The organism is Pseudomonas sp. PDM13, assembly GCF_025685765.1.
Taxonomy (GTDB): domain Bacteria; phylum Pseudomonadota; class Gammaproteobacteria; order Pseudomonadales; family Pseudomonadaceae; genus Metapseudomonas; species Metapseudomonas solani.
Genome location: NZ_JAOTQU010000004.1, coordinates 25617 through 50435, shown reverse-complemented (window position 1 = coordinate 50435; position 24819 = coordinate 25617). Strand labels below are relative to the sequence as shown.

The 24819-nt window shown below is 68.2% G+C and carries 20 protein-coding genes and 1 tRNA gene; 11 read left to right on the top strand and 10 right to left on the bottom strand.

Translation table 11 applies throughout. The features are described 5' to 3' along the window. Positions 1–57: 57 nt before the first annotated feature. Together OEJ36_RS05660 and OEJ36_RS05655 are read left to right on the top strand one after the other, a co-directional pair. Positions 58–738 carry a pentapeptide repeat-containing protein gene (locus OEJ36_RS05660; protein WP_263400700.1) on the top strand — a complete coding sequence of 227 codons (681 nt, stop codon included), beginning with the start codon at positions 58–60 and terminating at the stop codon, positions 736–738. Between the two features lie 135 nt (positions 739–873). Beyond that, positions 874–2190, top strand: a complete 1317-nt coding sequence (locus OEJ36_RS05655) for a PAS domain-containing methyl-accepting chemotaxis protein (protein WP_263400699.1) — start codon at positions 874–876, stop codon at positions 2188–2190. Between the two features lie 231 nt (positions 2191–2421). On the opposite strand, the gene OEJ36_RS05650 is transcribed toward OEJ36_RS05655, so the two are convergent. The 3 genes from OEJ36_RS05650 to OEJ36_RS05640 are packed head-to-tail and all read right to left on the bottom strand — an operon-like array spanning position 2422 to position 4458. Next, on the bottom strand, positions 2422–3057 hold the full coding sequence (locus OEJ36_RS05650) for a response regulator transcription factor (RefSeq protein ID WP_263400698.1): 636 nt from the start codon (positions 3055–3057) through the stop codon (positions 2422–2424). 19 nt (positions 3058–3076) lie between these two features. Further along, a complete protein-coding gene (locus OEJ36_RS05645) occupies positions 3077–4327 on the bottom strand; it encodes a HAMP domain-containing sensor histidine kinase (RefSeq protein WP_263400697.1) in 1251 nt (416 codons plus the stop codon). Beyond that, positions 4324–4458, bottom strand: a complete 135-nt coding sequence (locus OEJ36_RS05640; RefSeq protein WP_263400696.1) for a hypothetical protein — start codon at positions 4456–4458, stop codon at positions 4324–4326. The genes OEJ36_RS05645 and OEJ36_RS05640 overlap by 4 nt, the downstream gene beginning before the upstream one ends. Before the next feature lie 156 nt (positions 4459–4614). Here OEJ36_RS05640 and OEJ36_RS05635 point away from each other — a divergent pair, with 156 nt between their 5' ends. The 6 genes from OEJ36_RS05635 to agmR all read left to right on the top strand — a co-directional run bounded on the left by OEJ36_RS05635 (position 4615) and on the right by agmR (position 9711). Next, positions 4615–5829 carry an ABC transporter substrate-binding protein gene (locus OEJ36_RS05635; protein WP_263400695.1) on the top strand — a complete coding sequence of 405 codons (1215 nt, stop codon included), beginning with the start codon at positions 4615–4617 and terminating at the stop codon, positions 5827–5829. A 23-nt stretch (positions 5830–5852) separates the two neighbouring features. Continuing rightward, positions 5853–6821: a YVTN family beta-propeller repeat protein gene (locus OEJ36_RS05630; protein WP_263400694.1), complete on the top strand. Its 969-nt coding sequence runs from the start codon at positions 5853–5855 to the stop codon at positions 6819–6821. Then, positions 6818–7549 (top strand): ABC transporter ATP-binding protein, encoded by a 732-nt coding sequence (locus OEJ36_RS05625; protein ID WP_263400693.1) that lies wholly within the window; start codon positions 6818–6820, stop codon positions 7547–7549. Before OEJ36_RS05630 ends, OEJ36_RS05625 begins: the two co-directional genes overlap by 4 nt. Continuing rightward, positions 7546–8343: an ABC transporter permease gene (locus OEJ36_RS05620; RefSeq protein ID WP_263400692.1), complete on the top strand. Its 798-nt coding sequence runs from the start codon at positions 7546–7548 to the stop codon at positions 8341–8343. Before OEJ36_RS05625 ends, OEJ36_RS05620 begins: the two co-directional genes overlap by 4 nt. Positions 8344–8450: 107 nt before the next feature. Beyond that, positions 8451–8996, top strand: coding sequence for a PQQ-dependent catabolism-associated CXXCW motif protein (locus tag OEJ36_RS05615; RefSeq protein WP_263400691.1), 546 nt, complete (start codon positions 8451–8453; stop codon positions 8994–8996). A 49-nt stretch (positions 8997–9045) separates the two neighbouring features. Then, a complete protein-coding gene (agmR, locus tag OEJ36_RS05610; protein ID WP_263400690.1) occupies positions 9046–9711 on the top strand; it encodes a response regulator AgmR in 666 nt (221 codons plus the stop codon). Between the two features lie 162 nt (positions 9712–9873). Here agmR and nahK read toward each other — a convergent pair whose 3' ends face one another. The 4 genes from nahK to pqqF all read right to left on the bottom strand — a co-directional run bounded on the left by nahK (position 9874) and on the right by pqqF (position 18020). After that, complete coding sequence (gene nahK, locus OEJ36_RS05605) at positions 9874–12510, bottom strand: hybrid sensor histidine kinase/response regulator NahK/ErcS' (protein ID WP_263400689.1); 2637 nt, start codon at positions 12508–12510, stop codon at positions 9874–9876. Next, a complete protein-coding gene (nosP, locus tag OEJ36_RS05600) occupies positions 12440–13603 on the bottom strand; it encodes a nitric oxide-sensing protein NosP (RefSeq protein ID WP_021218527.1) in 1164 nt (387 codons plus the stop codon). Before nosP ends, nahK begins: the two co-directional genes overlap by 71 nt. 482 nt (positions 13604–14085) lie before the next feature. Continuing rightward, entirely contained in the window at positions 14086–15267 is a 1182-nt protein-coding gene (locus OEJ36_RS05595) for a porin (protein ID WP_263400688.1), read from the bottom strand. A 278-nt stretch (positions 15268–15545) separates the two neighbouring features. Continuing rightward, on the bottom strand, positions 15546–18020 hold the full coding sequence (pqqF, locus tag OEJ36_RS05590; RefSeq protein WP_263400687.1) for a pyrroloquinoline quinone biosynthesis protein PqqF: 2475 nt from the start codon (positions 18018–18020) through the stop codon (positions 15546–15548). Between the two features lie 367 nt (positions 18021–18387). Here pqqF and OEJ36_RS05585 point away from each other — a divergent pair, with 367 nt between their 5' ends. Both OEJ36_RS05585 and OEJ36_RS05580 read left to right on the top strand, forming a co-directional pair. After that, positions 18388–18897 (top strand): DUF2165 family protein, encoded by a 510-nt coding sequence (locus tag OEJ36_RS05585; RefSeq protein WP_263400686.1) that lies wholly within the window; start codon positions 18388–18390, stop codon positions 18895–18897. A gap of 102 nt (positions 18898–18999) precedes the next feature. Continuing rightward, the gene (locus OEJ36_RS05580) at positions 19000–19305 is read left to right on the top strand and encodes a putative quinol monooxygenase (RefSeq protein ID WP_263400685.1); all 306 of its coding nucleotides are present in this window, start codon (positions 19000–19002) and stop codon (positions 19303–19305) included. Positions 19306–19361: 56 nt separating this feature from the next. Here OEJ36_RS05580 and OEJ36_RS05575 read toward each other — a convergent pair. Further along, a tRNA-Arg gene (locus tag OEJ36_RS05575) sits at positions 19362–19438 on the bottom strand. A 119-nt stretch (positions 19439–19557) separates the two neighbouring features. Here OEJ36_RS05575 and OEJ36_RS05570 point away from each other — a divergent pair. Continuing rightward, on the top strand, positions 19558–20034 hold the full coding sequence (locus OEJ36_RS05570; RefSeq protein WP_263400684.1) for a GNAT family N-acetyltransferase: 477 nt from the start codon (positions 19558–19560) through the stop codon (positions 20032–20034). A gap of 52 nt (positions 20035–20086) precedes the next feature. Here the strand turns inward: OEJ36_RS05570 and OEJ36_RS05565 are convergent, their stop codons facing one another. Next, positions 20087–21142 carry a Glu/Leu/Phe/Val family dehydrogenase gene (locus OEJ36_RS05565; protein ID WP_263400683.1) on the bottom strand — a complete coding sequence of 352 codons (1056 nt, stop codon included), beginning with the start codon at positions 21140–21142 and terminating at the stop codon, positions 20087–20089. A 73-nt stretch (positions 21143–21215) separates the two neighbouring features. Next, positions 21216–24683 carry an indolepyruvate ferredoxin oxidoreductase family protein gene (locus OEJ36_RS05560; RefSeq protein WP_263400682.1) on the bottom strand — a complete coding sequence of 1156 codons (3468 nt, stop codon included), beginning with the start codon at positions 24681–24683 and terminating at the stop codon, positions 21216–21218. Positions 24684–24819: the final 136 nt, after the last annotated feature.

The window sequence follows — 24819 nt, the reverse complement described above, 5'->3', positions numbered from 1 at the left end:
CCCTCCCCGGCGCGCCTGCGGGCGCGCCGACTCCCCTGCCAAGCACCAGGAGCCGTCATGAACTACCTGCCCATGTTCCTTCCACTGCTGATGCTGGTCGTCGGGCTCGCCTGGGCCCAGGCCCCCGCCCCGCAAGCCGAGGCCGCCACCGAGGACGCCGTCCGGGTGATCGGCGGCTGCCGCCTGGAGCCGGAAAGCCAATGCCCGGGCGCCGACCTGCGCAATGCCGACCTGCGCAACCTCGACCTGCACAAGATCAACCTGGCCGGCGCCGACCTCTCCGGCGCCGACCTGCGCCATGCCAACCTCGACCTGGCCAACCTGGAGAAAGCCCAGCTGGTGGGCACCAACCTGACCCGCGCCAGCCTGCAGCAGAGCAACCTGCGCGTGGCCAACCTCAGCGGCGCCCGCCTGGTGGCGGTGCAGGGCTGGGGCCTGTTCGGCCAGGGCGCGCAGTTCAAGGGCGCCGACCTGACCGCCGCCTACCTGGAGTTCGCCCGCCTCTCCGGCGCCAAGCTGCACGACGCCAACCTCAGCGCCGCCGACCTGGAGATGACCTGGCTCAGCCGCGCCGACCTCAAGGGCGCCCACCTCAACGACGCCAACCTGCAGGAAGCCAAGCTGGGCGACGCCAACCTGGAGAACGCCGACCTCAGCGGCGCTCGCCGCCACTACGCGTCGTTCCAGGGGGTGAACATGGAAGGCTGCCGGGAATGCCCCGTGGATTGGGAAAAATAATGCTCGGGCGGCGCGCGTCTACACTTCCTAGACGTCGCGCCCCGCCGAATTTTCCCTCGCTGCTCTTTAGAAAGTGCTGACAGGGCCGATGAGCTGACCAGGCAGTCTCACACCTTTGGCCAACGGGTCCCGACCATGTTCAACGCACGCTTGAAAAAGGAACTGGAGCAACTGCGGGAGGAATGCGCCCGCACCCAGCAGATCAAGGAATCCATCTACCAGGAAATGCTGGTGCTGGAGATCGATCCACAGGGTCGCATCGTCTCCGCCAACGACAACTTCCTCAACGAGATGCTCTACCGCCGCGAAGCCGTCATCGGTCGCAGCCTGGAAGAGCTGGTGCCCGAATCCTTCCGCCGCGAGCCCAACTACCAGAAGATGCGCCAGGGCCTGGCCAACGGCGAACACTTCAGCGGCGCCTACCGCATTCACCGTGGTGACGGCCAGGAGGCCTGGCTGCGCTGCATCTGGCAGCCGATCTGCAACAGCCACGGGCAGATCCAGAGCTTCACCCTGTGTGCCAACGACCTGACCCGCACCATCGAGACCTCCAAGGAGCACGAGGGCCTGATCAACGCCCTGCTGCGCTCCACGGCGGTGATCGAGTTCAACCTCAAGGGCGAGGTGCTCAACGCCAACCAGCGCTTCCTCGACGCCATGGGCTACCGCCTGGAGCAGATCAAGGGCAAGCACCACAGCACCTTCTGCGACCCGCAGGAATACAACTCCGCCGGCTACCGCGACTTCTGGGCCAAGCTCAACCGGGGCGAGTTCGTTGCCGGGCGCTTCAAGCGCGTCGACGCCCACGGCCGCGATGTCTGGCTGGAAGCCTCCTACAACCCGGTGCACGACGCCCATGACCGCCTCTACAAGGTGGTGAAGTTCGCCACGGTGATCACCGACCAGGTGAACCAGGAACAGGCCGTGGCCGAAGCGGCGAACATTGCCTACAGCACCTCCCAGCAGACCGACGCCACGGCGCAGAAAGGCGCCAGCGTGGTCAGCCAGACGGTGGACGTGATGCGCCTGATCACCAACCAGGTGCAGGAAGCCGCCGAGGGCATCGAGGCGCTGGACAAGCAGTCGCAGCTGATCAGCTCGATCATCAAGACCATCAGCGGCATCGCCTCGCAGACCAACCTGTTGGCGCTCAACGCCGCCATCGAGGCCGCCCGCGCCGGTGAACAGGGCCGTGGCTTCGCTGTGGTCGCCGACGAGGTGCGCCAACTGGCCGGGCGCACCAGCCAGGCGGCGGAGGAAATCGTCGAGGTGGTGCAGCAGAACCAGAGCCTGGCCCAGGCGGCGGTGGACAGCATGTCCAGCAGCCGCCACCACGCCGAGCAGGGGCTGAACCTGGCCAACGAGGCCGGCTCGGTGATCGTCGAGATCCAGGACGGCGCCCAGCGCGTGGTCAACGCCGTCGGGCAGTTCGCCAGCCAGTTGAAGACCTGAGGCGGAGTGGCCTGACGGGGGCTGTGGGAGTGGTTGCAACCGCGGTGTCCGGGGTGAGCTCGATCGCGAATGAATTCGCTCCCACACTGGCGGCGCTGCGCGCCGCTTGGCGACTGAAGTCGCCCCTATAGGCAGCGCGTGGTCGCGCGTGCATAAGATCGGTGGGCCTACGGAGCGCTTCGCGAGCAGAGCTCGCTCCTACCGGTTGAGCGGTGGTGTGTCGGCCGCCGCTCAACCCAGCCGCAACACCCCGGTATCGATGGCCAGGTGCACCAGCTCCGCCTGGGAGCTGACCTGCAGCTTGTTCTTCAGCATCGTCAGGTAGTTGGACACGGTCTTGCCGCTGATGCACAGGTGCTCGGCGATACTGCGGGTGGGCATGCCACGGGCGAGCATGGTGAAGACCTCCAGCTCGCGCTGGGTCATGCCGGTGAGGCGCGGGTCGCCGGCCTGGTGCGCCGGGTGGCAGGCCAGCTGGGTGGCCAGGGGCTGCTCGATGTAGGCGTGCCCGGCGAGGATGCGCCGCACCGCTTCCACCAGCACCTCCGGCGCGGAGTTCTTGGTGATGTAGCCGGCGGCACCGGCATCCAGGGCCTGGCGCACCAGGGGCAGCTCGTCGTGCATGCTGAAGAACAGCACGCGCAACTGCGGCAGGCGCTGGCGCAGCCGGCGGGTGGTTTCCAGGCCGCTGATGCCCGGCAGCGAGAGGTCCATCACCACCAGGTTGGGAATGCTCTCCTGCACCAGGTGCAGGGCCTGCTCGCCGCTGGCCGCCTCGCTCACCTCCACCTCGGGCAGCAGGCCGCGCAGCAGGCTGGCGTAGCCCTGGCGCACCACGGAATGGTCGTCCACCAGCAGGATCTTCATCGCAGGTTCTCCAGGTTGTTCAGGCTTCGCTCAGAGGAATGCTCAAGCGCACCAGCCAGCCGCCGCCGGCACGGGTGCGCAAGCGCAGGTCGCCGCCCAGGCAGCGCGCCCGCTCCAGCATGGAACGCAGGCCGATGCCCGGGCGGGGCGGCTGCAGCGCGCCACGGCCGTTGTCGCCCACCAGCAGGCGCAGGCGCCGGCCGCGGCGCTCCAGGCGCACGCTCACGGCGCTGGCATCGGCGTGGCGGGCGATGTTGGTCAGGGCTTCCTGCAGCAGGCGGTAGAGATGGGCCTGGTCGGCGGCGGGCAGCACCGGCAGGTCCTCGCCCAGGTGCAAGATGCAGTCGACGCCCTGGGCGCTGCGCCACTGCTCGGTGAGCAATTCGATGGCCTCGCCCAGTTGCAGGCGCTCCAGCACCACGGGGTAAAGGTCACGCACCAGGGCGCGGAAGCTGTCCTGCATGCGCTGGCAGTTGTCCTCCAGGCTGCGCAGGGTGGCGCCGGCGCCCGGTGCCTGGCCGGTCATGGAGCGCAGCAGCAGCAACTGCGCGCGGATGCCGGCGAGGTACTGGCCGATGTCGTCGTGCAGGGCCAGGGCCAGGTGCTTGCGCTCGTGCTCCTGCAGCGCCAGCAGGGCGCGGGTCAGCTCGGCGTTGTCATTGCGCACCTGCTCCAGGGTGCTGGCCATCTCGTTGAAGTGGCCGGCCAGCAGGCGTGCCTCGCGCAGCGAAGGCTGGTTGAGGCGCACCGCCAGGCGGCCCCGGGCGATTTCGTCGAAGCCGACGCGCAGCTCGTCGAGCACCCGCAGGCCCCGACGTACGGCGACACGGATGGCCAGCAGGCTGAGGCCCAGGGCCAGGCCGAACAGCACCAGCAGCTGGATGAGGGAGTCCTCCACCTCGTCCATCTCGTCCGCCGGGTCGACGCTGATCAGCACGCGGCGACCATCCTCCAGTTGCAGCGGCTCGCCGTATTGCTCGGCGGGCGGGAACAGCCGTTCGCCGAGCCAGGCGTCCAGGCCGCTCGGCGGCGGAAGCGCCTCGCCCTGCCAGTGGATGCGCACATGGCGCAGGCCCCGCGCCAGGGCCGACTCCAGGGCCTTGGGGTCGCGCCGGGCGGCCTCGTGCAGGTACTCGACCACCGCGCGCGCGGCGACCATCTCGCGTTGCACGTCCTGGCTGGCCTGGCGCAGCAGCACCAAGGTGCAGACCAGGGTCACCGCGGCGAAGAACAGCACCACCAGCAGGTTGATGCGGCCGAGGGTGCTCATCGCCCGGTGCCCGGGAACAGCACGGCGGGCGGCGACAGGGGTTGCACCGGCAGGGGCGCACGGAAGCCGTCCACGCCGATCAGGCTGAGGATCAGCAGCACGGGCAGCAGCAGAGTCTTGAGCACACGCATGGCCGGGCCTCCCGGTCTCGTTCTTGTGCCTCCATGCTAGGGCCTGGGACACGCCCACGGGCTACTACCTTGGTACTGCCCCGGCGCTACTTTCTGCATATTTCCCCAGGCCCGGGGCGGCCCTAGGCTGGCGCTACAAGAACGGGAGCCCCCGCCATGCGCCACCTTGCGCCCTATGCCCTGACCTACCTGCTGGCCCTGGCCGCCGCCGCGCTGCTGGCCAACCACGCCGTCGCCGCCCAGGCGCGCCAGCCGCTGGAGGTGCGCATCGGCTACCTCGGCTACAGCCCCGACCCGGGGCCACTGCTCTCCAACGTCATCCCCGAGCCCCGCGACGCCGGCTTGCGCGGCGCGGAGCTGGCGACCACCGACAACAACAGCACCGGGCGCTTCCTCAAGCAGCGCTACCAGTTGCTGGCGGCCAATGCCGAGAGCGAAGCCGAACTGCTGGACGCGGCACGCCAACAGCATGACCAGGGCTTGCGCCTGTTCGTGGTCAACGCCCCGGCGCCGCTGCTGCGCCAGCTGTCGGCGGCGCTGCCGGACAGCCTGCTGTTCAACGCCGGCGCCGCCGACGATGCGCTGCGCACCGACGCCTGCCTGCCCAACGTGCTGCACAGCCTGCCCAGCCGCGCCATGCTCGCCGACGCCCTGGTGCAGTTCCTCGCCCTGCGCCAGTGGAAGCGCTGGCTGCTGGTGGTCGGCCCGCGCCCCGAGGACCAGGCCTACGCCGCCGCCCTACGTCGCGCTGCCGGGCGCTTCGGCATCACGATCATCGGCGAGAAGCCCTGGACCTTCGACAACGAGCAGCGCCGCAGCGCCCAGGCCGACATGCCGCTGTTCACCCAGGCCGACGACTATGACGGCGTACTGGTGGCCGACGAGCAAGGCGACTTCGGCGAGTACCTGCCCTACAACACCTGGCTGCCTCGCCCGGTGGCCGGCACCCAGGGCCTGGTGCCCACGGGCTGGCACAAGACGGTGGAAACCTACGGCGCGGCGCAATTGCAGAAGCGCTTCGAGGACCTCACCGGGCGCTGGATGAACGACCGCGACTTCGCCGCCTGGGTGGCCGTGCGCAGCATCGCCAGCGCGGTGACCCGCCTGGGCGCCAGCGACGCCGCCGCGATCCGCACCCTGGAGCTGTCGCCGGACCTGCCGCTGGACGGCTTCAAGGGCCGCAAGCTGAGCTACCGCCCCTGGGACGGCCAGTTGCGCCAGCCCATCGAGCTGATCCAGCCACGCGCACTGATCAGCACCTCGCCCCAGGAGGGCTTCCTCCACCCCTTCAGCGAACTCGACACCCTCGGCCACGACGCCCCGGAGAGCCGCTGCCGCCTGGCCGAAGCCGCCCTGAAGGCCACGCCATGAACGACACGAACAAGGACCCCGCCATGCCCCGCCTCCCCCTTACCCTGTTCGGCGCCGCGCTGCTGCTGGCCAGCGGCGCCACCTTCGCCGCCACCGCCTACGTCTCCAACGAGAAGGACAACGCCGTCAGCGTGATCGACATGGACAGCCTGACGGTCACCGCCAGCCTGCCGGTGGGCAAGCGCCCGCGCGGCCTGGCGCTGTCCAGCGACAACCGGCTGCTGTACATCTGCGCCAGCGATTCGGACACCGTGCAGGTGATGGACCTGGCCACGCGGCAGATCATCAAGGAGCTGCCCTCCGGCGCCGACCCCGAGCAGTTCGCCCTGCACCCCAACGACCGCTGGCTGTACATCTCCAACGAGGACGATGCGCTGGTCACGGTGGTCGACACCCAGAGCAGCCAGGTGCTGGCGCAGATCGACGTCGGCGTGGAGCCCGAGGGCATGGCGGTGAGCCCGGACGGCAAGTGGGCGATCAACACCAGCGAGACCACCAACATGCTGCACTGGATCGACACCTCGACCCAGACGCTGGTGGACAACACCCTGGTGGACCAGCGCCCGCGCCATGTGGAGTTCGACCACGACGGCAAGCGCCTGTGGGCTTCGGCCGAGATCGGCGGCACCGTCACCGTGGTCGACGTGGCCACGCGCAGCATCCAGAAGACCCTGAAGTTTCAGATCAAGGGCGTGCACCCGGACAAGGTGCAGCCAGTGGGGGTCAAGCTGACCCGCAACGGCCGCTACGCCTTCGTCGCCCTGGGCCCGGCCAACCATGTGGCGGTGGTGGATGCGAAAACCCTGGAAGTGCTCGACTACCTGCTGGTGGGCCGGCGCGTCTGGCACCTGGCCTTCAGCCCCGACGAGAAGACCCTGCTGGCCACCAACGGCATCAGCGGCGACGTTTCGGTGATCGACGTCGACAGCCTCAAGGTGACCAAGTCGATCAAGGTCGGCCGCTACCCCTGGGGCGTGGTGGTGGCGCCATGAACGCACTGGCGGTGGAGGGCGTCGGCTTCGACTACGGCCCACGGCGCGCGCTGGACGGCGTGAGCTTCGCCCTGGAGCCGGGCCGCTTCACCGCGCTGCTGGGGCCCAACGGCGCCGGCAAGTCCACCCTGGTGGCGCTGCTCAGCCGCCTCTACGACCTGCAGCGCGGCGACATCCGCGTCGCCGGCCATTCCCTGCGCCGGCAGCCGCGCCTGGCCCTGCGCCAGCTCGGCGTGGTGTTCCAGCAGAGCACCCTGGACCTCGACCTCTCGGTGGAGCAGAACCTGCGCTACCACGCCGCCCTGCACGGCATGCCCCGCCAGCTGGCGGCCGCGCGCATCGACCAGGAACTGGCGCGCCAGGGCCTGGGCGAACGCCGCCGCGACAGCGTGCGCGCCCTCAACGGCGGCCACCGCCGGCGCGTGGAAATCGCCCGCGCCCTGCTCCACCGCCCGCGCCTGCTGCTGCTCGACGAAGCCAGCGTCGGCCTCGACCCGGCCAGCCGCCAGGCCCTCAACCACCACGTGCGCCAGCTGTGCGACGACGAAGGCCTGAGCGTGCTGTGGACCACCCACCTGCTGGACGAAGTACGCGGCGAGGACGCCCTGCTGGTGCTCGACCAGGGCCGCCTGGTGGCCTCGGGCACCGCCAGCGAGCTGAGTGCGGCGCATGGCGGCGGCCTGGCCGGTGCCTTCGGCGAGCTCACCCGGCCGAGGGCGCGGGCATGAACGCCAGTGCTTATTGGCAGTGCCTGCGTGGCATCGTCGGGCGCGAGTGGCTGCGCTTCGTGCTGCAGCGCTCGCGCTTTCTCAGCGCCCTGGTGCGACCGCTGCTGTGGCTGCTGGTGTTCGCCGCCGGCTTCCGCACGGCGCTGGGCATCGCCATCATCGACCCCTACGCCACCTACATCACCTACGAGACCTACATCGTCCCGGGGCTGGCCTGCATGATCCTGCTGTTCAACGGCATGCAGGGCTCGCTGTCGATGGTCTACGACCGCGAGATGGGCAGCATGCGCGTGCTGCTCACCAGCCCGCTGCCGCGCCCCTTCCTGCTCGGCGCCAAGCTGCTGGCCACGGCGCTGGTGTCGCTGCTGCAGGTGTATGCCTTTCTCGCCATCGCCTGGCTCTATGGCGTGCAACCGCCGGCCTGGGGCCTGCTCGCCGCCCTGCCCGCGCTGCTGCTGGCGGCGCTGCTGCTCAGCGCCCTGGGGCTGCTGCTGTCGAACTTCATCCGCCAGCTGGAGAACTTCGCCGGGGTGATGAATTTCGTGATCTTCCCGCTGTTCTTCCTCTCCTCGGCGCTCTACCCCCTGTGGAAGATGCGCGAGGCCAGCGAGTGGCTGTACTGGCTGTGTGCGGCCAACCCCTTCAGCCACGCGGTGGAGCTGGTGCGCTTCGCCCTGTACGAGCGGCTCAACCCGCTGGCCCTGGGCGTGTGCCTGGGCCTGACGCTGGTCTTCGCGGTGGCGGCGGTGGCCAGCTTCAACCCGCAGCATGCGGCGCTGCGCAGGGCCAACTGAGGCGGGAAAACTACTACTTTGGTACTGGTTTTCCTCTCCAACGTAGGATTTCCAAAGCCACGCGGCTGGCTTGTAATGCAGGGCATAAGAATAAAGAGATGCCTGCCATGCGAGTCCTCATCGCGTCACTGCTGTGCCTGCCCCTCCTGTTTTCGGCCGCCGCCCATGCCGACGCCGAGCCGTCGCTATTCTCCGCCGACGGCTACCGCACCGACCGCTACCGCAGCCCCACCCCGGCCGAGGCCGACCACGCCCGCACCCTGGACACCACCGGCCTGCGCCAGCTGCTGCAGCGCGACCCGCGCACAGCGCTGATCGACGTCTACCGCCGGCAGTTCCTCGAAGGCCGCTTCATCGCCGATGAACCCCACGCCAACCTGCCCGGCAGCCTGTGGCTGGCCAACACCGGCACCGGCACGCTGGACGCGCGCTGGCAGGCCTACTTTGCCGACAACCTGAAGAAGGCCAGCCAGGGCGACCTGCAGTGGCCGCTGGTGTTCTACTGCCGTTCCGACTGCTGGTTGAGCTGGAACGCGCAACGCCGCGCCCATGCACTGGGCTACCGCAATCTCTACTGGTACCGTGACGGCATCGACGCCTGGGAACAGGCCGGCCTGCCGCTGCAACCCGCCGAGCCCGTGCCCCTGCCCTGAAGCCGTGCCCGACAGCCCCGCCATAATCAGAACAATGAGGTGAATGGCCATGTACAAGATCCTGATCGCCGACGATCACCCGCTGTTCCGCGAGGCCATCCACAACGTCATCAGCGACGGCTTCCCCGACAGCGAAGTGATGGAGACCGCCGACCTCGACAGCGCCCTGGGCCTGACCCAGGAACACGACGACCTCGACCTTATCCTGCTCGACCTGAATATGCCCGGCATGCACGGCCTCAATGGCCTGATCAACCTGCGCAACGAGGCGCCGACCATCCCCGTGGTGATCGTCTCCGCCGAGCAGGACAAGCAGATCGTGCTGCAGGCCATCACCTACGGCGCGGTGGGCTTCATCACCAAGTCCTCGCCGCGCGCACAGATGACCGACGCCATCGAGCAGATCCTCAACGGCAACGTCTACCTGCCCTCGGACATCATCCGCACCCAGAAGAGCTCGCCCCGGCGCAGCCACCAGGACGAACACGGCATCCCCCCGGAACTGCTCCAGGCGCTGACCCGCAAGCAGCTGCTGGTGCTGGAACGCATGACCAAGGGCGAGTCGAACAAGCAGATCGCCTACAACCTCGACATCGCCGAAACCACGGTCAAGGCCCACGTCTCCGCCATCCTGCGCAAGCTCAACGTGCACAACCGCGTGCAGGCAATCCTCTGCGCCGGGGATATCGATTTCGCGGCGTACCTGCGGCGTTGAGGGCTGTCGACGCTAACGCGACATCCCTGCTTCGCGGGTAGACGGGTACTCCGCCCGGTGGCGGTAAAAAGCGACCTCCACCCGCATGCCCCGGACTTCCCGGTGGCTGGCAGCCCGTAGGGCGGGTGCAACCCGCGAAGCAAACACCTCCCCCGCCTCGACTCACCCACCCCGTTCGATCAGGTGGTTCATCGCGGCCTTGAGCTTCATCGGGCGGACGGGTTTGTGCATCAGGGTGTGGCCGAGCTCGCGCATCTGCTGGCGCAGTTCGTTGCTGTAGTTGGCGGTGATCATCAGGGCGGGCAAGGCGGTGCCGCGGCGGGCGTTGATGCTGGCGACGGCGTCGACGCCGTTGTGGCCGTTGTCGAGGTGGTAGTCGGCGATCAGCAGGTCGGCGTCGGCGTGGTAGTTGTCCACCTGGCGGGCCAGGTCTTCTTCCGAGAGCGCGGTCACCACCTGGCAGCCCCAGCCTTCGAGCAAGGTGCGCATGCCGGCGCAGATGGCTGCGTCGTTATCCAGCACCCACACCCGCGAGCCGCGCAGGCGCTCCACCAGCAGCTCCGGCGCGCTGGGCTCCACCCGTGCCCGGGGCGCGCGCTTGGCCAGGGGCACCTCGATGCTGAAGCGCGAGCCATGGCCGAGGCGCGAGCGCACCTGGATGCGGTGGCCGAGCATGCCGGCGATCTTGTCGACGATGGCCAGCCCCAGGCCCAGCCCGCGATCCTGCTTGGGCCGCTGCGAGTCGCCGCGTTTGAACTCCTGGAAGATCTCCTTGAGCTTGTCGTCGGCGATGCCGATGCCGCTGTCCCAGACCTCGATGGACAGGCTCTGCCGGTGCCGCCGACAGCCCAGCAGCACGCGACCACTGGGGGTGTAGCGGATGGCGTTGCTGAGCAGGTTGCGGAGGATGCGCGCCAGCAATTGGATGTCGCTGCGCACCAGCGCCGAGCTGGGCACGAAATGCAGGCTGAGCCCTTCGCTGGCCGCTGCCTGGCGGAACTCCACGGCGAGGTTGTCGAGCAGTTCGCTGACGGCGAAGGGCGCGATGTCGGGCTTGATCACCCCGGCGTCGAGCTTGGAGATGTCCACCAGGGTGCCCAGCAGGCTTTCCACGTCATCCAGCGAGTTGCTGATGTTGCGCACCAGCGCCGTGCTCACCGCCTGCTCGCGCTGCTCTTGCAACGCACTGGTGAACAGCCGCGCGGCGTTGAGCGGTTGCAGCAGGTCGTGGCTAACGGCGGCGAGGAACTTGGTTTTCGACAGGTTGGCCTGCTCGGCCTCGCGCTTGGCTTCGCGCAGGCGCAGTTCCACCTGGCTGCGCTCGCCGATCTCGCGCAGCAGCTGGTCGTTGAGCTGGGTGAGCTCGGCGGTGCGTTCGCGCACCCGCTGCTCCAGGTTCTGGTAGGCCAGGTGCAGGGCTTCGGCCGTGCGGCGGCGCTCGGTGATGTCGCGGATCAGCACGAAGATGCCCACCACCTCGCCATTGGCCAGGCGGTTGGGCACGTAGGAGCGCAGCATGTAGCGCTCCTGGCCGTTGAGGTTGGTTTCGGCCACCTCGAAGGTGACGCTCTCGCCGGACAGCGCCCGTTCCACATAGGGCTCCAGGCGCCGCCAGTGCTCCTCGCTGTGCACCTCGCGCAGGCGCTGGCCGAGCATGCCGCCACGGGACCAGCGGTACCACTCCTCGTAGACCTTGTTGGTGAACTCGTAGACCAGCTCGGCGTTGAGGTAGGCGATCAGCGCCGGCACGTGGTCGGTGATCAGGCGGATCCAGCGTTCGCTCTCGGCCAGGGCCTCGGCGTGGCGGTAGCGCTCGGTGATGTCGGTGAAGGTGTTGACGAAGCCGCCGGTGGGCAGCGCGTGGGTGCGCACCTCCAGCATGCGGCCGTCGAACAGGCGCTGCTCCAGCTCGCGCACCGGGCGGCCGTTGGCGTCGCGGGTCTGTGGAGTGAGCAGCGCCAGCTCGCTGTCGGCCATGACCTCGGCGAAGGGCCGGTGGGCCTGGATCGGCGCCAGGCCGCAGAGTTCGAGGAAGCGGTGGTTCCACAGCTCCAGGGTGCCTTCGGCGCCGACCATGGCCATGCCCTGGGAGAGGTTGTCCACGGCGCGCTGCAGCAGCCGCGATTTCTGCGCCAGGGCCTGTTCGCGGCGCATGGTCTCGCTGACCTTGAGCTCGGTGATGTCGGTGTAGAGGATCACCAGCCCGCCCTCGCGGGTGGGCCGCTCGCTGACCTGCACCCAGCGCCCGTCCTGCAGGCGGTAGAGGCTGTGCTCGTTGTCGCTGCTGCGCTGTTCTTCGACGATCAGCCCGGTGCTTTCGGCCAGGCGCTTGATCTCCGAGAGCCGGGTGCCGCTGATGATGCGCGCGCGGCTGTGGGCCCAGAAAGATTTGAAGCGGCTGTTGAACAGGACGATGCGCTGCTCCTTGTCGAACAGCACGAAGGCGTCGGAGATGCTTTCGATGGCGTCCACCAGGTGCTGGTGGGCCGTCTCGGCGCGCAGCCGGGCGTCGCTGAGCAGCTGGTTGCTGGCCTTGAGTTCGGACATCGCCTGGTTCAGTGCATCGGTGCGTTCGCGTACCTGCTCGGCCAGCACCACCGAGTGCTGGAAGGCGGCGTAGGCGTCGTCGCGGCGGGCGGCGCTGGATTCGACCCGTTCGATCAGCGCGGCGTTGATGCGCCGCAGCTTGTGGTTATCGCTCTCCAGCTGGGCGATGCGCGCCTCCTGGTCAGCGGCCTGCATCGCCGGGGCGGCGTCCGATGGCGACACCGGTGAAGGTCTGGTTGATGTGCATGCCATTGAACTGTTCCCCGTAGGTGTTGAAACCGATGACGCGCTGGCGACGGAGGAATTCGCCGGTCTGCTCGACGCCGCCGTCGCTCTCGATCTCCAGGCGGCGCAGGAAGCAGTCGCAGCCGATGGTGAGCAGCGGCGGGCCGAGGCGTTGCTCCAGGCGCTGGAACAGGGCCTGGAGGTTGGGCAGCAGCGGCCCCGGGCGCATGCCGGTGAGGACGATGCCGTTCTCCACGGCACAGTAGAAGCTGAGGCTGAGGTCGTCGTTGACCCGCTGGATGGAGCGCACGTAGTACTGGTCGTTGACCCGCACCGCCAGTGGGTGGGCGGCGAACAGGCGGTGGTCCAGTGCCGCCAGCGGCACGCCGATCCACTGGGCGTATTCCTGGGCGGCGGGCTCGGCGTTGAGTTCGAAGACGCGGCGGCTGGCGCTGTCGGCGCGGGTGACCACCAGCTTCTCGTCGCTGGGCAGGATGTGGTGGGTGCTGAAGACTTCGAAATCCAGCTGGGTGTTGACCAGCACCACCACCGCCGCACCGGTGTGGAACTGGCCGCCGTGGTAGACGTGGGTGTGGGTGAGGTGGTTGTCGTCGCCGGCCGAGCCGCCGAAATGCGGAATGCTGCCGAAGGCCGCGCTGAGGGCGGCGAGCACCACTTCCTCGCGACTGGAGAGGCCGTCGAGCAGGGTCAGGGCGAAGCTGTGGTCCTTGATCGGCGCCAGGGAGTTGCTGCGGCAGTCGCTGACCAGGCGCTCCACCAACTGCTGGGCGTCGATCAGGCTGAAGCGCTCCATTTCGTCGATCAGCGCGCTGCCGATGGAGAAGCTGCGGTAGTCGAAGCCCACCGCGCTGACGCAGCCGCGCCCGTAGCCGTTGGGGGTGATTTCGCCGGCGCTGGTGCAGCCCACCAGTTCGATGCCGCCGAAGTACTGCTCCAGCGCCGCGCCCAGGGCCGGCAGGTCGTACTCCGCCGAGCAGAAGAACAGCACGAAGCCCAGGTGCGGGTGGATCAGCTGGCGCGCCAGGTCCTGGGCCACGGCTTCGGCCTCGGTGGCGCTGGACATGGCGGTGACCACGCCCTCGTCCTGGTGCTGTTGCATGGGGCGCCTCTCGCGAATGGGCCTGCAGATGCTGTGGATTCTACGGAGCGCCCCGGGGCCGCCCCATCCTTCTTGGGTAGCGACGGGCTCGTTCGAAGGGATGAGGCGGCACTGACGATTGCGCTCGTGGAGCGGCCCCAGCTGCGCTCATTCGGTTCTGGATGGGTGTGCGCGTGATCTTCGAGGTGCGCGCGGCACACCCTACGCGGGGCTGCGAGTTCTTCGCAGGATGGGCGCCTTCGACGGGGGCATCAGGCATCACGATATGCCACGGCCCGGCTCCGCCTGATGGAGGTAAAAAGCGACCTCCATCTACGCAGCGGTCGCGCCCATCGGTGGCATGACGCTTTGTAGGGGCGACTTCAGTCGCCCGCCAGGACAGGAGCGAATTCATTCGCGAAACCACTCCCCATAGAACGCAAAAAAGGCGGGAGGCATGCGCCATCCCGCCAAAACACAAGGGAGCATTGCAGGGTGGAGCCTTACCAGTTGAGCACCAGGCCGAGGGCGACGGTGTCGGTGTCTTCGTTCTGCGCGGAGCCGGCGTGGCCGTCGATTTCGAACTGGTTGTATTCGGCGACCAGCTTGAGGTTGTCGTTGACGTCGTGGAACAGGGCGATACCGCGGGTTTCGTAGTCGGCGCCGGTGTTCACCGCGCCGTTGCCGTCATCCTTGGTCTTGCCGTAGGAGAGCGCCAGGCGGTTCTTGCCGAAGCGGTAGGAGCCCTGCAGCAGGTAGCCGTCGCTGTCCACTTCACGCAGGGTCGCCTCGCCGGCGTTGTTGGTGAAGAAGGGGTTGATGCCCTTGGCCTGGAAGCCGGAGCCCACCAACGAGAAGTCGCCCATCTTCGCCTGCACGCCATAGCCCAGGCCCTTGGAGGTGACGCTGTCCACGGCCGGGTCGGTGTTGTCGGACGTCTGGTAGCCGCCGTTGACCCAGGAGTAGATCTGCGCGCCGCCCAGTTCGAACTCGTAGGTGAGCTCGGATTCGAAGCGCGGGTTCTCCTGGTAGGCCTTGCCGGTGGGGCTGTCGTCGTTGGTGTCCACCGGGTCCATGATGCCCACGGCCAGGCGCAGTCCGTCGCTCTTGGGGCTGCGGTAGGTGATCTGCGAGGTGGGAAACGGATAGGGGTAGCCGCTGCCGATGTTGCCGAAGGAGACGCCGCCGCCATCCACCAGGCCCAGGGTGTCGCTGACCTGGCCGTACCCGGCGAGCATTTCGTCGAGGAGGATGTTGGAGCGGGCGAACAGGCCGAAGTCCTTGCCCACCAGCACCTCACCCCAGTCGCTGCCAACGGTGCCGTAGAACTGGCGGACGTCGATGGCGGTGTCGGTGCCGTTGGTTTCGCTGTCGTTGATGGTCACCCAGAAGGAGGCGCGGGCGCCGAGCTTGAGGTCATCCACCTGCTTGCCCATGTTGAAGCCGATCCAGTTGGGCAGGAAGCCCATCTTCACCCGCGACTGGCGGCGGTCGAACTGTTCGCCGTCGCGGTCGACGTCGCTGTTGACGTAGAAGGCGTTGACGTAGCCGTCGGTGGAGAAGGTGGTGTCGTCCTTGTCGTAGAGGACGATCTCGGCCTTGGCCTGTTCCATGGCAGCCAGGGCCAGGCCGGTGGTGAGGGCGAGGGGCAGGAATCCGATGGTGACGTTCTTGTTGTTGTACATGGCGCTCTCCGCTGGGTGGGACGACTCGCTCGAGCCGTGACGGAGGCGATTATCGAAACGCTAGAACACCCGCCATATGCGGCCTTGGCACCATTTCAGCGGTGCTTTGGCGCGCCCTGTACGGCCCTGGCGAAAAGACCCGGGCCGCCTCGCCGAGGGTAGCGGCGCGCAAGTCGCAACGGGCGGACGATGCCGTCGGCACGACCTGGGGAGGGGGTCGTACCGCTGCCTTGGTAGGGGATGAGGGGGGTGTGGCGGAGGCGCGAAGGGAGTAGGCGTCAGTGCCAGCGCGAGCCGGGGCGCTCGTCGTTGGCCAGCACCAGCCAGCCGCCGCGGCCCTGTTGCAGGGCCTGCAGGGCGGCCAGCAGGTCATCGCGGGTGGCGTGTTCGAGGGAATCGGCGACACGGCGCGGCCAATCGGGGGAGTGGCCAGCCAGATGCAGGTTCCAGGCACGCTCGGCGTCGTCCTCGCCCCCCTCGCGCAATTGTGCCAGCAGGGCCTGGCGCGCGGCTTCGCCATCGCCCAGGGCCTCGTCCAGGCCGGCAAGGAAGGTTTCGATATGCCCAAGCACCTGCGCTACCGTGGCGCTGGGCGATTGCACCCCGAACAGCAGACCGGCCTGGCCATTGATCAGGCGGAAGCCGGAGAACACCGCGTAACCCAGTTGCAGCTCACTGCGCAGACGCTGGTAGAAGTCCGCCTCCAGGCAGCGGGCCAGCCATTGCCAGCTGGCTTCGGTGAGGGCGTGCCGGTCCGGCAGCGGGCAGAACAGCAGCAGCGCGGCCTCGCCCTCCACCGCGTCCGGGCGATGCCAGCGGTAGCTGGGCGCCAGCACCGCCGGGGCGTGATCGCGAGGGAGCCGCTGGCCCGGCAACCGCCGCAGCAGGCCATGCAGGAGCTCCCGCTGCCCGGCGTCGAAGCCGACGGCCATCACATCCCAGGCGGCATGGGCCCAGTGCCCGGCCAGGCGGGCGGGCGTTACCGCCCGGGCCACCTCGGTGCGAGACACGGCGGCGTCCAGCACATCCGGCAGGTGCTGCAACAGCTGGCGGATGGGCAGTTCGGCGGCCTGGCGCTTGAGCCAGGCCCGGTGCAGGCGCAACCCCTGGTCACAGGCGGCCAGGGGCGGCTCCAGCAGCACCCTGAAGGTCGCATCGAGCACCGCCGGCAGCATTTCAGCGGCACCGCGCAGGGCCAGCCGCCAATCCCGCCCCTGCTCGATGAAGTCGAGGCGGATGCCTTGCTGTTGCGCCCGGCTCTGGGTCGAGCGCAGCCCCCGCTGCAGGGCCTGGTAGAAACCCGCCGTGGCCAGCCCGGCGGGCAGGCGCCAACGCAGGAACAGGGCCGCCCTTTCGGCATCGCCCGGGTGCTGGATCAGCGGCATCTCGCCCAGCGCCCCCAGGGCAGCCGGAACCGCGAAGGGGCTGAAGACCGGCACACCGGCGAAACGCCAGCGCACGTCGATCGCTGGCCAGGCCGGGATGCCGGCTTCCTCCAACTCGAGCTGGAACCCGGCCACCTCCACTCGCCCTTGCAAGGGCTCCCCGCTGGCGAACAACCGCACCAGCCGGGGCGGCGCCAACTGGGCCAGCAGCCGATGCAGGCTGCGCGCGTCCAGCGGCGCTTGCCCGGGGTCACGCTCCATCAGGCTGCGTGCCTGCTCCAGCGGTGCCGGTCGGGAATGGCCGGTGCGCATCTGGTGGCGCGCGAGCAGGTCCTGCCAGGGCTCCTGCTCGCGCAGGGCCGCGAGCCAGTGGAACAGCGCCGCTTCCAGGCGGGCACGGCTGTCGAGGTGGCCGTCGGCCAGGGCGATATCCAGCACCAGCAACGCCTGGCCCTGGTCGAGATGGGGCACCGATAGCTGCAAGCCGTCGCACAGCCCCTGCTCGCCAAGCCAGGCCTGCAGGCTGCCATCGGCTTCGTCCTGCAGCAGCTCACGCAACAGGTCCACCGCCTGGGGCAGCGTGGCGGGCTGCCCTTCCAGGGCGAAGGCCAGCCAGTAGCGGGGCGCACCGGGCAGGCAAATGCGCAGGCTGTGGCTGAACAAGGGCAGCAGGGGCGACGCCTGACGCTCACTCGCCGGTGCCCCCGCAGGCAACAGGGCGCCATGTCGCCGCGCCAGCTCGGCCAGCTCATCGAGGGGCTGGGGGCCCAGCAGCACCAGGCGCATGCGCGCGCCCTGGTAGTGACTGCGATGGAACAGCGCCAACGCGCCCTGGAATACCGGGTCTTCCACCGCCAGGCTGGCGCGGTTGCCGGCATGGAAATCCGCCAGCGGGTGCCCCGGCGCCAGCGCCGCAGCCAGGGCGGATTGGGCCAGGGTCGAAGCATCGGCGGCGCGCGCCTGGTACTCGGCCTGCAGCACTTCGCGCTCGCGCAGTTGCGCCTCGACCTCAAGCCGGGGCATGGCGAGCATGTCCAGCAGGCGCGACAGGCCGTCGTCCAGCGCGGCCGGCGGCAGTTCGAAGAAGTAGTCGGTGTGGTGGGCCTGGGTGCTGGCATTGAGACGCCCACCGCAGGCCTGGATGAACGGCATCAGCCGCTGGTCGCCCGGGTAGCGATGGCCCCCGAGAAACAGCAAGTGCTCGATGAAATGCGCCAGCCCGGGCCAGGCTGCGGGCTCGTCGTGGCTGCCGGCCGCCACCCGCACCACCGCCGCGGCCTGACGCGCGCCGGGCACATGGCGCAGCAGCACGGTGAGGCCGTTGTCGAGTACCAGGGAGCGGCTCGTGGGATCGGGGGCGGAGGTCATCCGGGCACCTTGGAAAATTTCGTTCAGCATCCTCAAGACCGGCCGACAGGGCAATGGTTCTTTCGGCGAGTGGTGCCGGGGCCGGGGTGAATTGACGCGCAGCGGTGCCTGCGTCCAGAATCCGCGCTCCTTCCCGTGCGGGCTCCATCCAGCCGGGCGGCCACGCTTCCCGGTGTGGCGCCGGCCTCAGGTCCTCCAGTCCCGATTTCCGCACGCTGCGCCTCGCGCACCCGAATACCTGGCTTGCCCAGGACACTCTCAGAACCGAGCCCGTCGCCGCGAGCGGCCCGGCCTTCCCCTGCCCGCTGCTTGCGTGGGCGGGGCGGACGCCTGCGCGATGCCGTTCGCCCTTTCAGGAAACCGAGCAATGACAATGATCCGCCTCTCGAAAGCCGTCATGGTGCTGGCCATGGCCTTCTTCGCCTCGCTGGTGGCCTTCAACAACGTCACCGACTACGCCACCAACTTCGCCTTCGTCCACCACGTGTTCCTCATGGACACCACCTTCCCCGGCAACCAGCTGATGTACCGCGCCATCAAGGCGCCCTGGCTGCACCACGCCGGCTACATGGGCATCATCGCCCTGGAAACCGCCACCGCCCTGCTCTGCTGGCTCGGCGGCCTGCACCTGCTGCGTGCACTGCGGGCCGGCGACGCCGGCTTCCGCGCGGCCAAGCGCTGGGCCATCGCCGGCCTGACCCTGGGCTTCCTGACCTGGCAGGTGGCGTTCATGTCGGTGGGCGGGGAATGGTTCGGCATGTGGATGTCGGAGCAGTGGAACGGCGTGCCGGACGCCTTCCGCTTCTTCATCACCCTGCTGGCGGTGCTGATCTACCTGACGCTGCCCAATGACGGCGGCGAGGCCCGCAACGCCTGAGTGAACGGCCGGCCCGTGAAGCGCGGGCCGGCCCTGGCGTTTGTCGGTGGCCGCGTGACGGCGCTAACCTGCGCCCTCCCAAGACCGGCCAAGGAGCGCCCGATGCTGAAAGTGATCGCCCAGGACTTCATCCACCCCGAGCACATCGACCGCGTGCTGCCGCTGTACCGCGAGCTGGTGGAGAAGACCCGCCAGGAACCGGACTGCATCGCCTACGACCTGTTCACCGACCAGCGCGACCCGGGGCACTTCATCTTCATCGAGGAATGGCCGGACCGCGCCGCGCTGGACCGGCACTGCCAGACCGAGCACTTCCGCCGGCTGGTGCCGCTGATCGACTCCTACCAGCGGCAGAAAGGCACCTTCCTGTTCATGGATGGGGTCGAGCAGGCCCTCCTGCCGGCCTGAGCGGACCGCAATGAAAAAGCCCCGCCAGCGTGAGCTGTGCGGGGCTTCGTTATTCATGGTGTCCCAGAGTGGGCTCGAACCACCAACCTTCCCCTTAGGAGGGGGATGCTCTATCCAATTGAGCTACTGAGACAGCGTCCCTGGCAGAGGCCGCCGGGGAACGGGCGGCATGTTAACGGCGCCTGCGCGTTTTGTCATGCCACTGCCACGGCACTGCACCATACTTCTGCAAAAATCAGAGGGATCTCCGTCATGCCCCAGCCGCTCCCGCAGAACCTGCCCGATTCCCCGTTCACCACCGTTACCCTGCGCGCCGCCAGCCCGGCGGATGCACCGGCGCTGGCTGCCCTGCTGCACCAGTTGGGTGAGGACGAATCGCGCCCCGACCATGCGCTGCTGGCCTTGCGCCTGAGCGAGTTGCCGAGTGGCCGCGAGGTGGTGGTGGCGGAGCGAGACGGGCGCCTGCTGGGCACCTGCACGGTGATCCTGGTGGAGCACCTGGCGCACAACTTCGCGCGCTCGGCGATAGTCGAGGACGTGGTGGTGGACAAGAGCGCGCGCGGCCTGGGCATTGGCCAGGCGCTGATGGACAAGGCCGCCGAACGCGGCCGTGCCTGGGGGTGCTACAAGCTCGTGCTGTCCAGCGGGCAGAGCCGCGAGGCGGCCCATCGCTTCTATGAGTCCCTGGGCTACAAGCCCCACGGGATCAGCCTGTACCTGGATATCTGACGCCGCTTACGGGAATGGCCGGCGTGTTGCGGCCGCCATTCCCGCCGCATGGTCAGACGCGACCGAAGCGCTCTTCGGCAAGGCGGTCGGCGACCTCGGTGGTGGTGCGGCCTTCCTCGTCGGCGCGGGTGAAGATCTGCCGCAGGGTGTTGCCGATGCCTTCGATATGGGCCTTCAGCTCTACCGCGCTGCCACCGCTGCGCTCGAAGTAGACATCAATGATGCCGCCGGCGTTGATGGCGTAGTCCGGCGCGTAGAGGCAGCCGTTGCGCTTGAGCTCCTCGGCCAGTTGCGCGTCGGCCAGCTGGTTGTTGGCGCCCCCGGCGATGATCGGCACGCGCAGCGCTTCCAGGCTCTGCGGGTTGATAATGCCGCCCATGGCGCAGGGCGCGAAGACGTCGACATTGAGCCCATAGATTTCATGTTGCAGCACGGCCTTGGCGCCCAGTTGTTCGACGGCGCGGCGCACGTTGGCGTCGACGATGTCGGTCACCCAGAGTTCGGCACCGGCGTCGCGCAGCAGGCGGGCGAGGTGGAAGCCGACCTGGCCGACGCCCTGGATGGCGACGCGCAGGCCCTTGAGGTCGTCGCGACGCAGGCGGTGCTTGACCGCTACCTGGATGCCGATGAATACGCCATAGGCGGTGGACGGCGACGGGTCGCCGCTGCGCACGCCGCCGTCGAAGGCTTCGCGCTGGTTGGCGCCGGCCACGTGGCGGCTGCGCTCGGCCATGATCTGCATTTCCGCCGGGCCGGTGCCGGAGTCGGCAGCGGTGATGTAGCGCCCGCCGAGGGTGTCGACGAAATCGCCCATGGCCTGGAACAGCGCTTCGCTCTTGCCATTGTGGGGGTCGCCGATGATCACCGCCTTGCCGCCGCCCAGGGGCAGGTTGGCGAGGGCGGACTTGTAGGTCATGCCACGGGACAGGCGCAGCACGTCACGTAGCGCTTGTTCGTCGTTGGCGTAGTTCCACATGCGGCAACCGCCGAGGGCGGGGCCGAGGTTGGTGTTGTGGATGGCGATGATGGCCTTGAGGCCGGATGCCTTGTCGTGACCGAAGACGACCTGTTCGTGGCCATCGAATTCGACGTGAGAGAAGACGGACATGGTGTACCTCTGTGTGCGTTTGTCTGGGTGAACGCCGGCCCTCCCTCATGGGAAGGCCGGTGATGGGAGGGCGTCAGGCAGCCGAGTCGAACAGCCGCACCACGTTGATCTGGGTGGCCAGGAGCTGAGCGCGCAGTTGCGCCTCGTGCTCGCGGGCCTTGGCCAGGCCAGCTTCCTTGACGTGGCCGTAGCCACGGATCTGCTCCGGCAGTTCGGCGAGGGCTACCGCGACGCGATAGTTGTCGCCCCGCAGGTGGGCGAGCACGGCTTCGAGGTTGTCTTCGTAGCGGCCGATCAGCTCGCGTTCCAGGCGCCGTTCTTCGCTGTAGCCGAAGGGGTCCAGCGCACTGCCGCGGAGGAATTTGAAGGTCGCCAGCAGGCCGAAGGCCTTGAGCATCCAGGGCCCGAAGCTGCGTTTGCGTGGCTGCCCGGTGCTCGGGTCACGCTTGGCCAGCCAGGACGGCGCCAGGTGGAACTGCAGGCGGTAGTCGCCACTGAACTGGGCCTCGAGCTGCTTGCGGAAATCATCGGCGCTGTAGAGCCGCGCCACTTCGTATTCGTCCTTGTAGGCGAGGACCTTGAAGTAGTAACGGGCGACGGCTTCGGTGAGTTCCTGGCCAGCACTGCTGTCGACCAGGCGCACGCGCGCCACCAGGCCGCTGTAGCGCTTGGCGTAGGCGGCGTCCTGGTAGGCAGTGAGGTAGTCGACGCGGAAGCGGATGATCTCGTCGAGAGTTTCGCAAGGCTTGGCCTGGGCCACTTCCGGTGCGGCGAGCTTCTCCACGGCGGGCAGGTCATGGGCGGCACGACGGCCCCAGAGGAAGGCCTCGCAGTTGAGTTTCACCGCCACGCCATTGAGCTGAATGGCCTTCTCGATGGCTTCGGCGGAGACCGGCACCAGCCCGCGCTGGTAGGCATAGCCGAGCATGAACAGGTTGGTGGCGATGCTGTCGCCGAGCAGGCGTGTGGCCAGGCGGGTGGCATCGATGAAGTGGGTTTTCTCCGCGCCGACGGCCTCGATCAGCGCCTGCTGCATGGCCTGCCCGGGGACCTGGGCATCCGGATTGCGGGTGAACTCGGCAGTGGCGGCCTCGTGGCTGTTGACCACGGCGGTGGCGATGCGCTCGTTGAGCTTGGCGAGGGCCTCTTCGCTGGCGGCGACCACCAGGTCGCAGCCGAGCAGCAGGTCGGTTTCACCGGCGGCGATGCGCACGGCGTGGATGTCGTCCTGCTTGGCGGCGATGCGGATGTGGGTGATGACCGGGCCGAACTTCTGCGCCAGGCCGGCCTGGTCGAGCACGCTGCAGCCCTTGCCTTCGATGTGCGCGGCCATGCCCAGCAATGCGCCGACCGTGGTCACGCCGCTGCCGCCGACCCCCGGCAGGAGGATGTTCCAGGGGCGGTCCAGGCCCGGCTGGCGCGGCTCCGGCAGCACGGTGAAGAGGGCACCGCTGCCAACCGCTTCGGGCTTGCGCAGCTCGCCGCCGTGAACGGTGACGAAGCTGGGGCAGAAGCCTTCGAGGCAGGAGAAGTCCTTGTTGCAGGCGTTCTGGTCGATCTCCCGCTTGCGCCCCAGTTCGGTTTCCAGAGGCAGTACGGAGAGGCAGTTGGACTTGACGCTGCAGTCGCCACAGCCCTCGCATACGGCGGGGTTGATGAAGGCGCGCTTGGCCGGGTCCACCAGCTTGCCGCGCTTGCGGCGGCGGCGTTTCTCGGTGGCACAGGTCTGGTCGTAGATGATCACCGAGACGCCCTTGAACTCGCGCAGCTCACGCTGCACGGCGTCCAGCTCGCGGCGGTGGTGGAAGCTCACGATGGGCGCGAAGGTGGCGCGGGTGGGGTATTTCTCCGGCTCGTCGGTGACCAGGGCGATGCGTTTGACGCCCTCGGCGAAGACCTGCTGGCTGAGCTGGTCGACGCGCAGTTCGCCGTCGATGGGCTGCCCGCCGGTCATGGCTACGGCGTCGTTGTAGAGGATCTTGTAGGTGATGTTGACGCCGGCGGCCACGGACGCGCGCAAGGCCAGTTGGCCGGAGTGGAAGTAGGTGCCGTCGCCGAGGTTCTGGAAGATGTGCGGCGTGTCGGTGAAGGGGGCCTGGCCGATCCAGGTGGCGCCCTCCCCGCCCATCTGGGTGAAGGTGTCGGTGTTGCGGTCCATCCACTGGGTCATGTAGTGGCAGCCGATGCCGCCCTGGGCGCGGCTGCCTTCGGGCAGCTTGGTGGAGGTGTTGTGCGGGCAGCCGGAGCAGAAGTGCGGGGTGCGCACGGTCTTGTGCTTGGGCTCGGCGAGGGCTTTTTCCTTGGCGGCGAGGAAGGCCAGGCGCGATTCGATCTGCTCGCTGGAGTAGATGGGCGCCAGGCGCTTGGCGATGACGCGGGCGATCATCGCCGGGGTCAGCTCGCTGAGGTTGGGCAGCAGGGAGTTGCCCTCCTCGTCGAACTCGCCGACCACGCGTGGGCGCTTGTCCACGGGCCAGTTGTAGAGCTGGCCGGTGAGCTGGTCTTCGATGATGCTGCGCTTTTCCTCCACCACGAGGATTTCGTCCAGGCCTTGGGCGAACTGGTGCACGGAGACCGGTTCCAGCGGCCAGCTCATGCCGATCTTCAGCACGCGCAGGCCGACCTTGGCACAGAGTTCGTCGTCCAGGCCGAGGTCCACCAGGGCCTGGCGCACGTCGAGGTAGGACTTGCCGGTGGTGATGATGCCGAGGCGCGGGTTGGGCGAGTCGAGCTTGACCTGGTTGAGGTCGTTGGCCAGGGCGAAGGCACGGGCGGCGTAGATCTTGTAGGTGTTGAGGCGCTTTTCCTGGGCCAGGGGCGGGTCGGGCCAGCGGATGTGCACGCCGTCTTCGGGGAGGACGAAGTCGGTGGGGATCTTCACCTCAATGCGCAGGGGGTCGACGTCCACCACGGCGGAGGAGTCGACGTTCTCGGCGATGGTCTTGAGTGCGACCCAGCAGCCGCTGTAGCGCGAGAGCTCCCAGCCGATGATGCCGTAGTCGAGGATTTCCTGGACGTTGGCCGGGTTGAGCACCGGGATGGAGGCGGCGATGAAGGCGTGCTCGCTCTGGTTGGCGATGCTGGAGGACTTGCAGCCGTGGTCGTCACCGGCCAGCAGCAGGACGCCGCCATGGGGCGCGACGCCGGCGGAGTTGCCGTGCTTGAAGACGTCGCCGCAGCGGTCCACGCCCGGGCCCTTGCCGTACCACATGGAGAACACGCCGTCGTAGCGCGCGCCGGGGAACAAGCTGGTCTGCTGGCTGCCCCATACGGCGGTGGCGGCGAGCTCTTCGTTGACGCCCGGCTGGAAGTGGATGTGGTTTTCCTGGAGGAAGGACTTGGCCTCCCAGAGGCTTTTATCGAGGTTGCCGAGTGGCGAACCGCGATAGCCGGAGATGAAGCAGGCGGTGTTCAGGCCATGGGCCGTATCGCGTTGCTTCTGCAGCATCGGCAGGCGGGTAAGCGCCTGGGTGCCGGTGAGGTACAGATGACCGGTTGCAAGCCGGTATTTGTCATCCAGGCGGATCTCGGCCAGAGACATGCGGGCGCTCCTTTTATTTTTATGGCGACCAAGGACGGCTACGGTTAGTGCCATCTTTCTGCCCCGTGGCAGGATCACTACCCGGGACGCATGCCTAATAATCTGACTGAAGGGTTCTGCTTTTTTCTTTCTATTT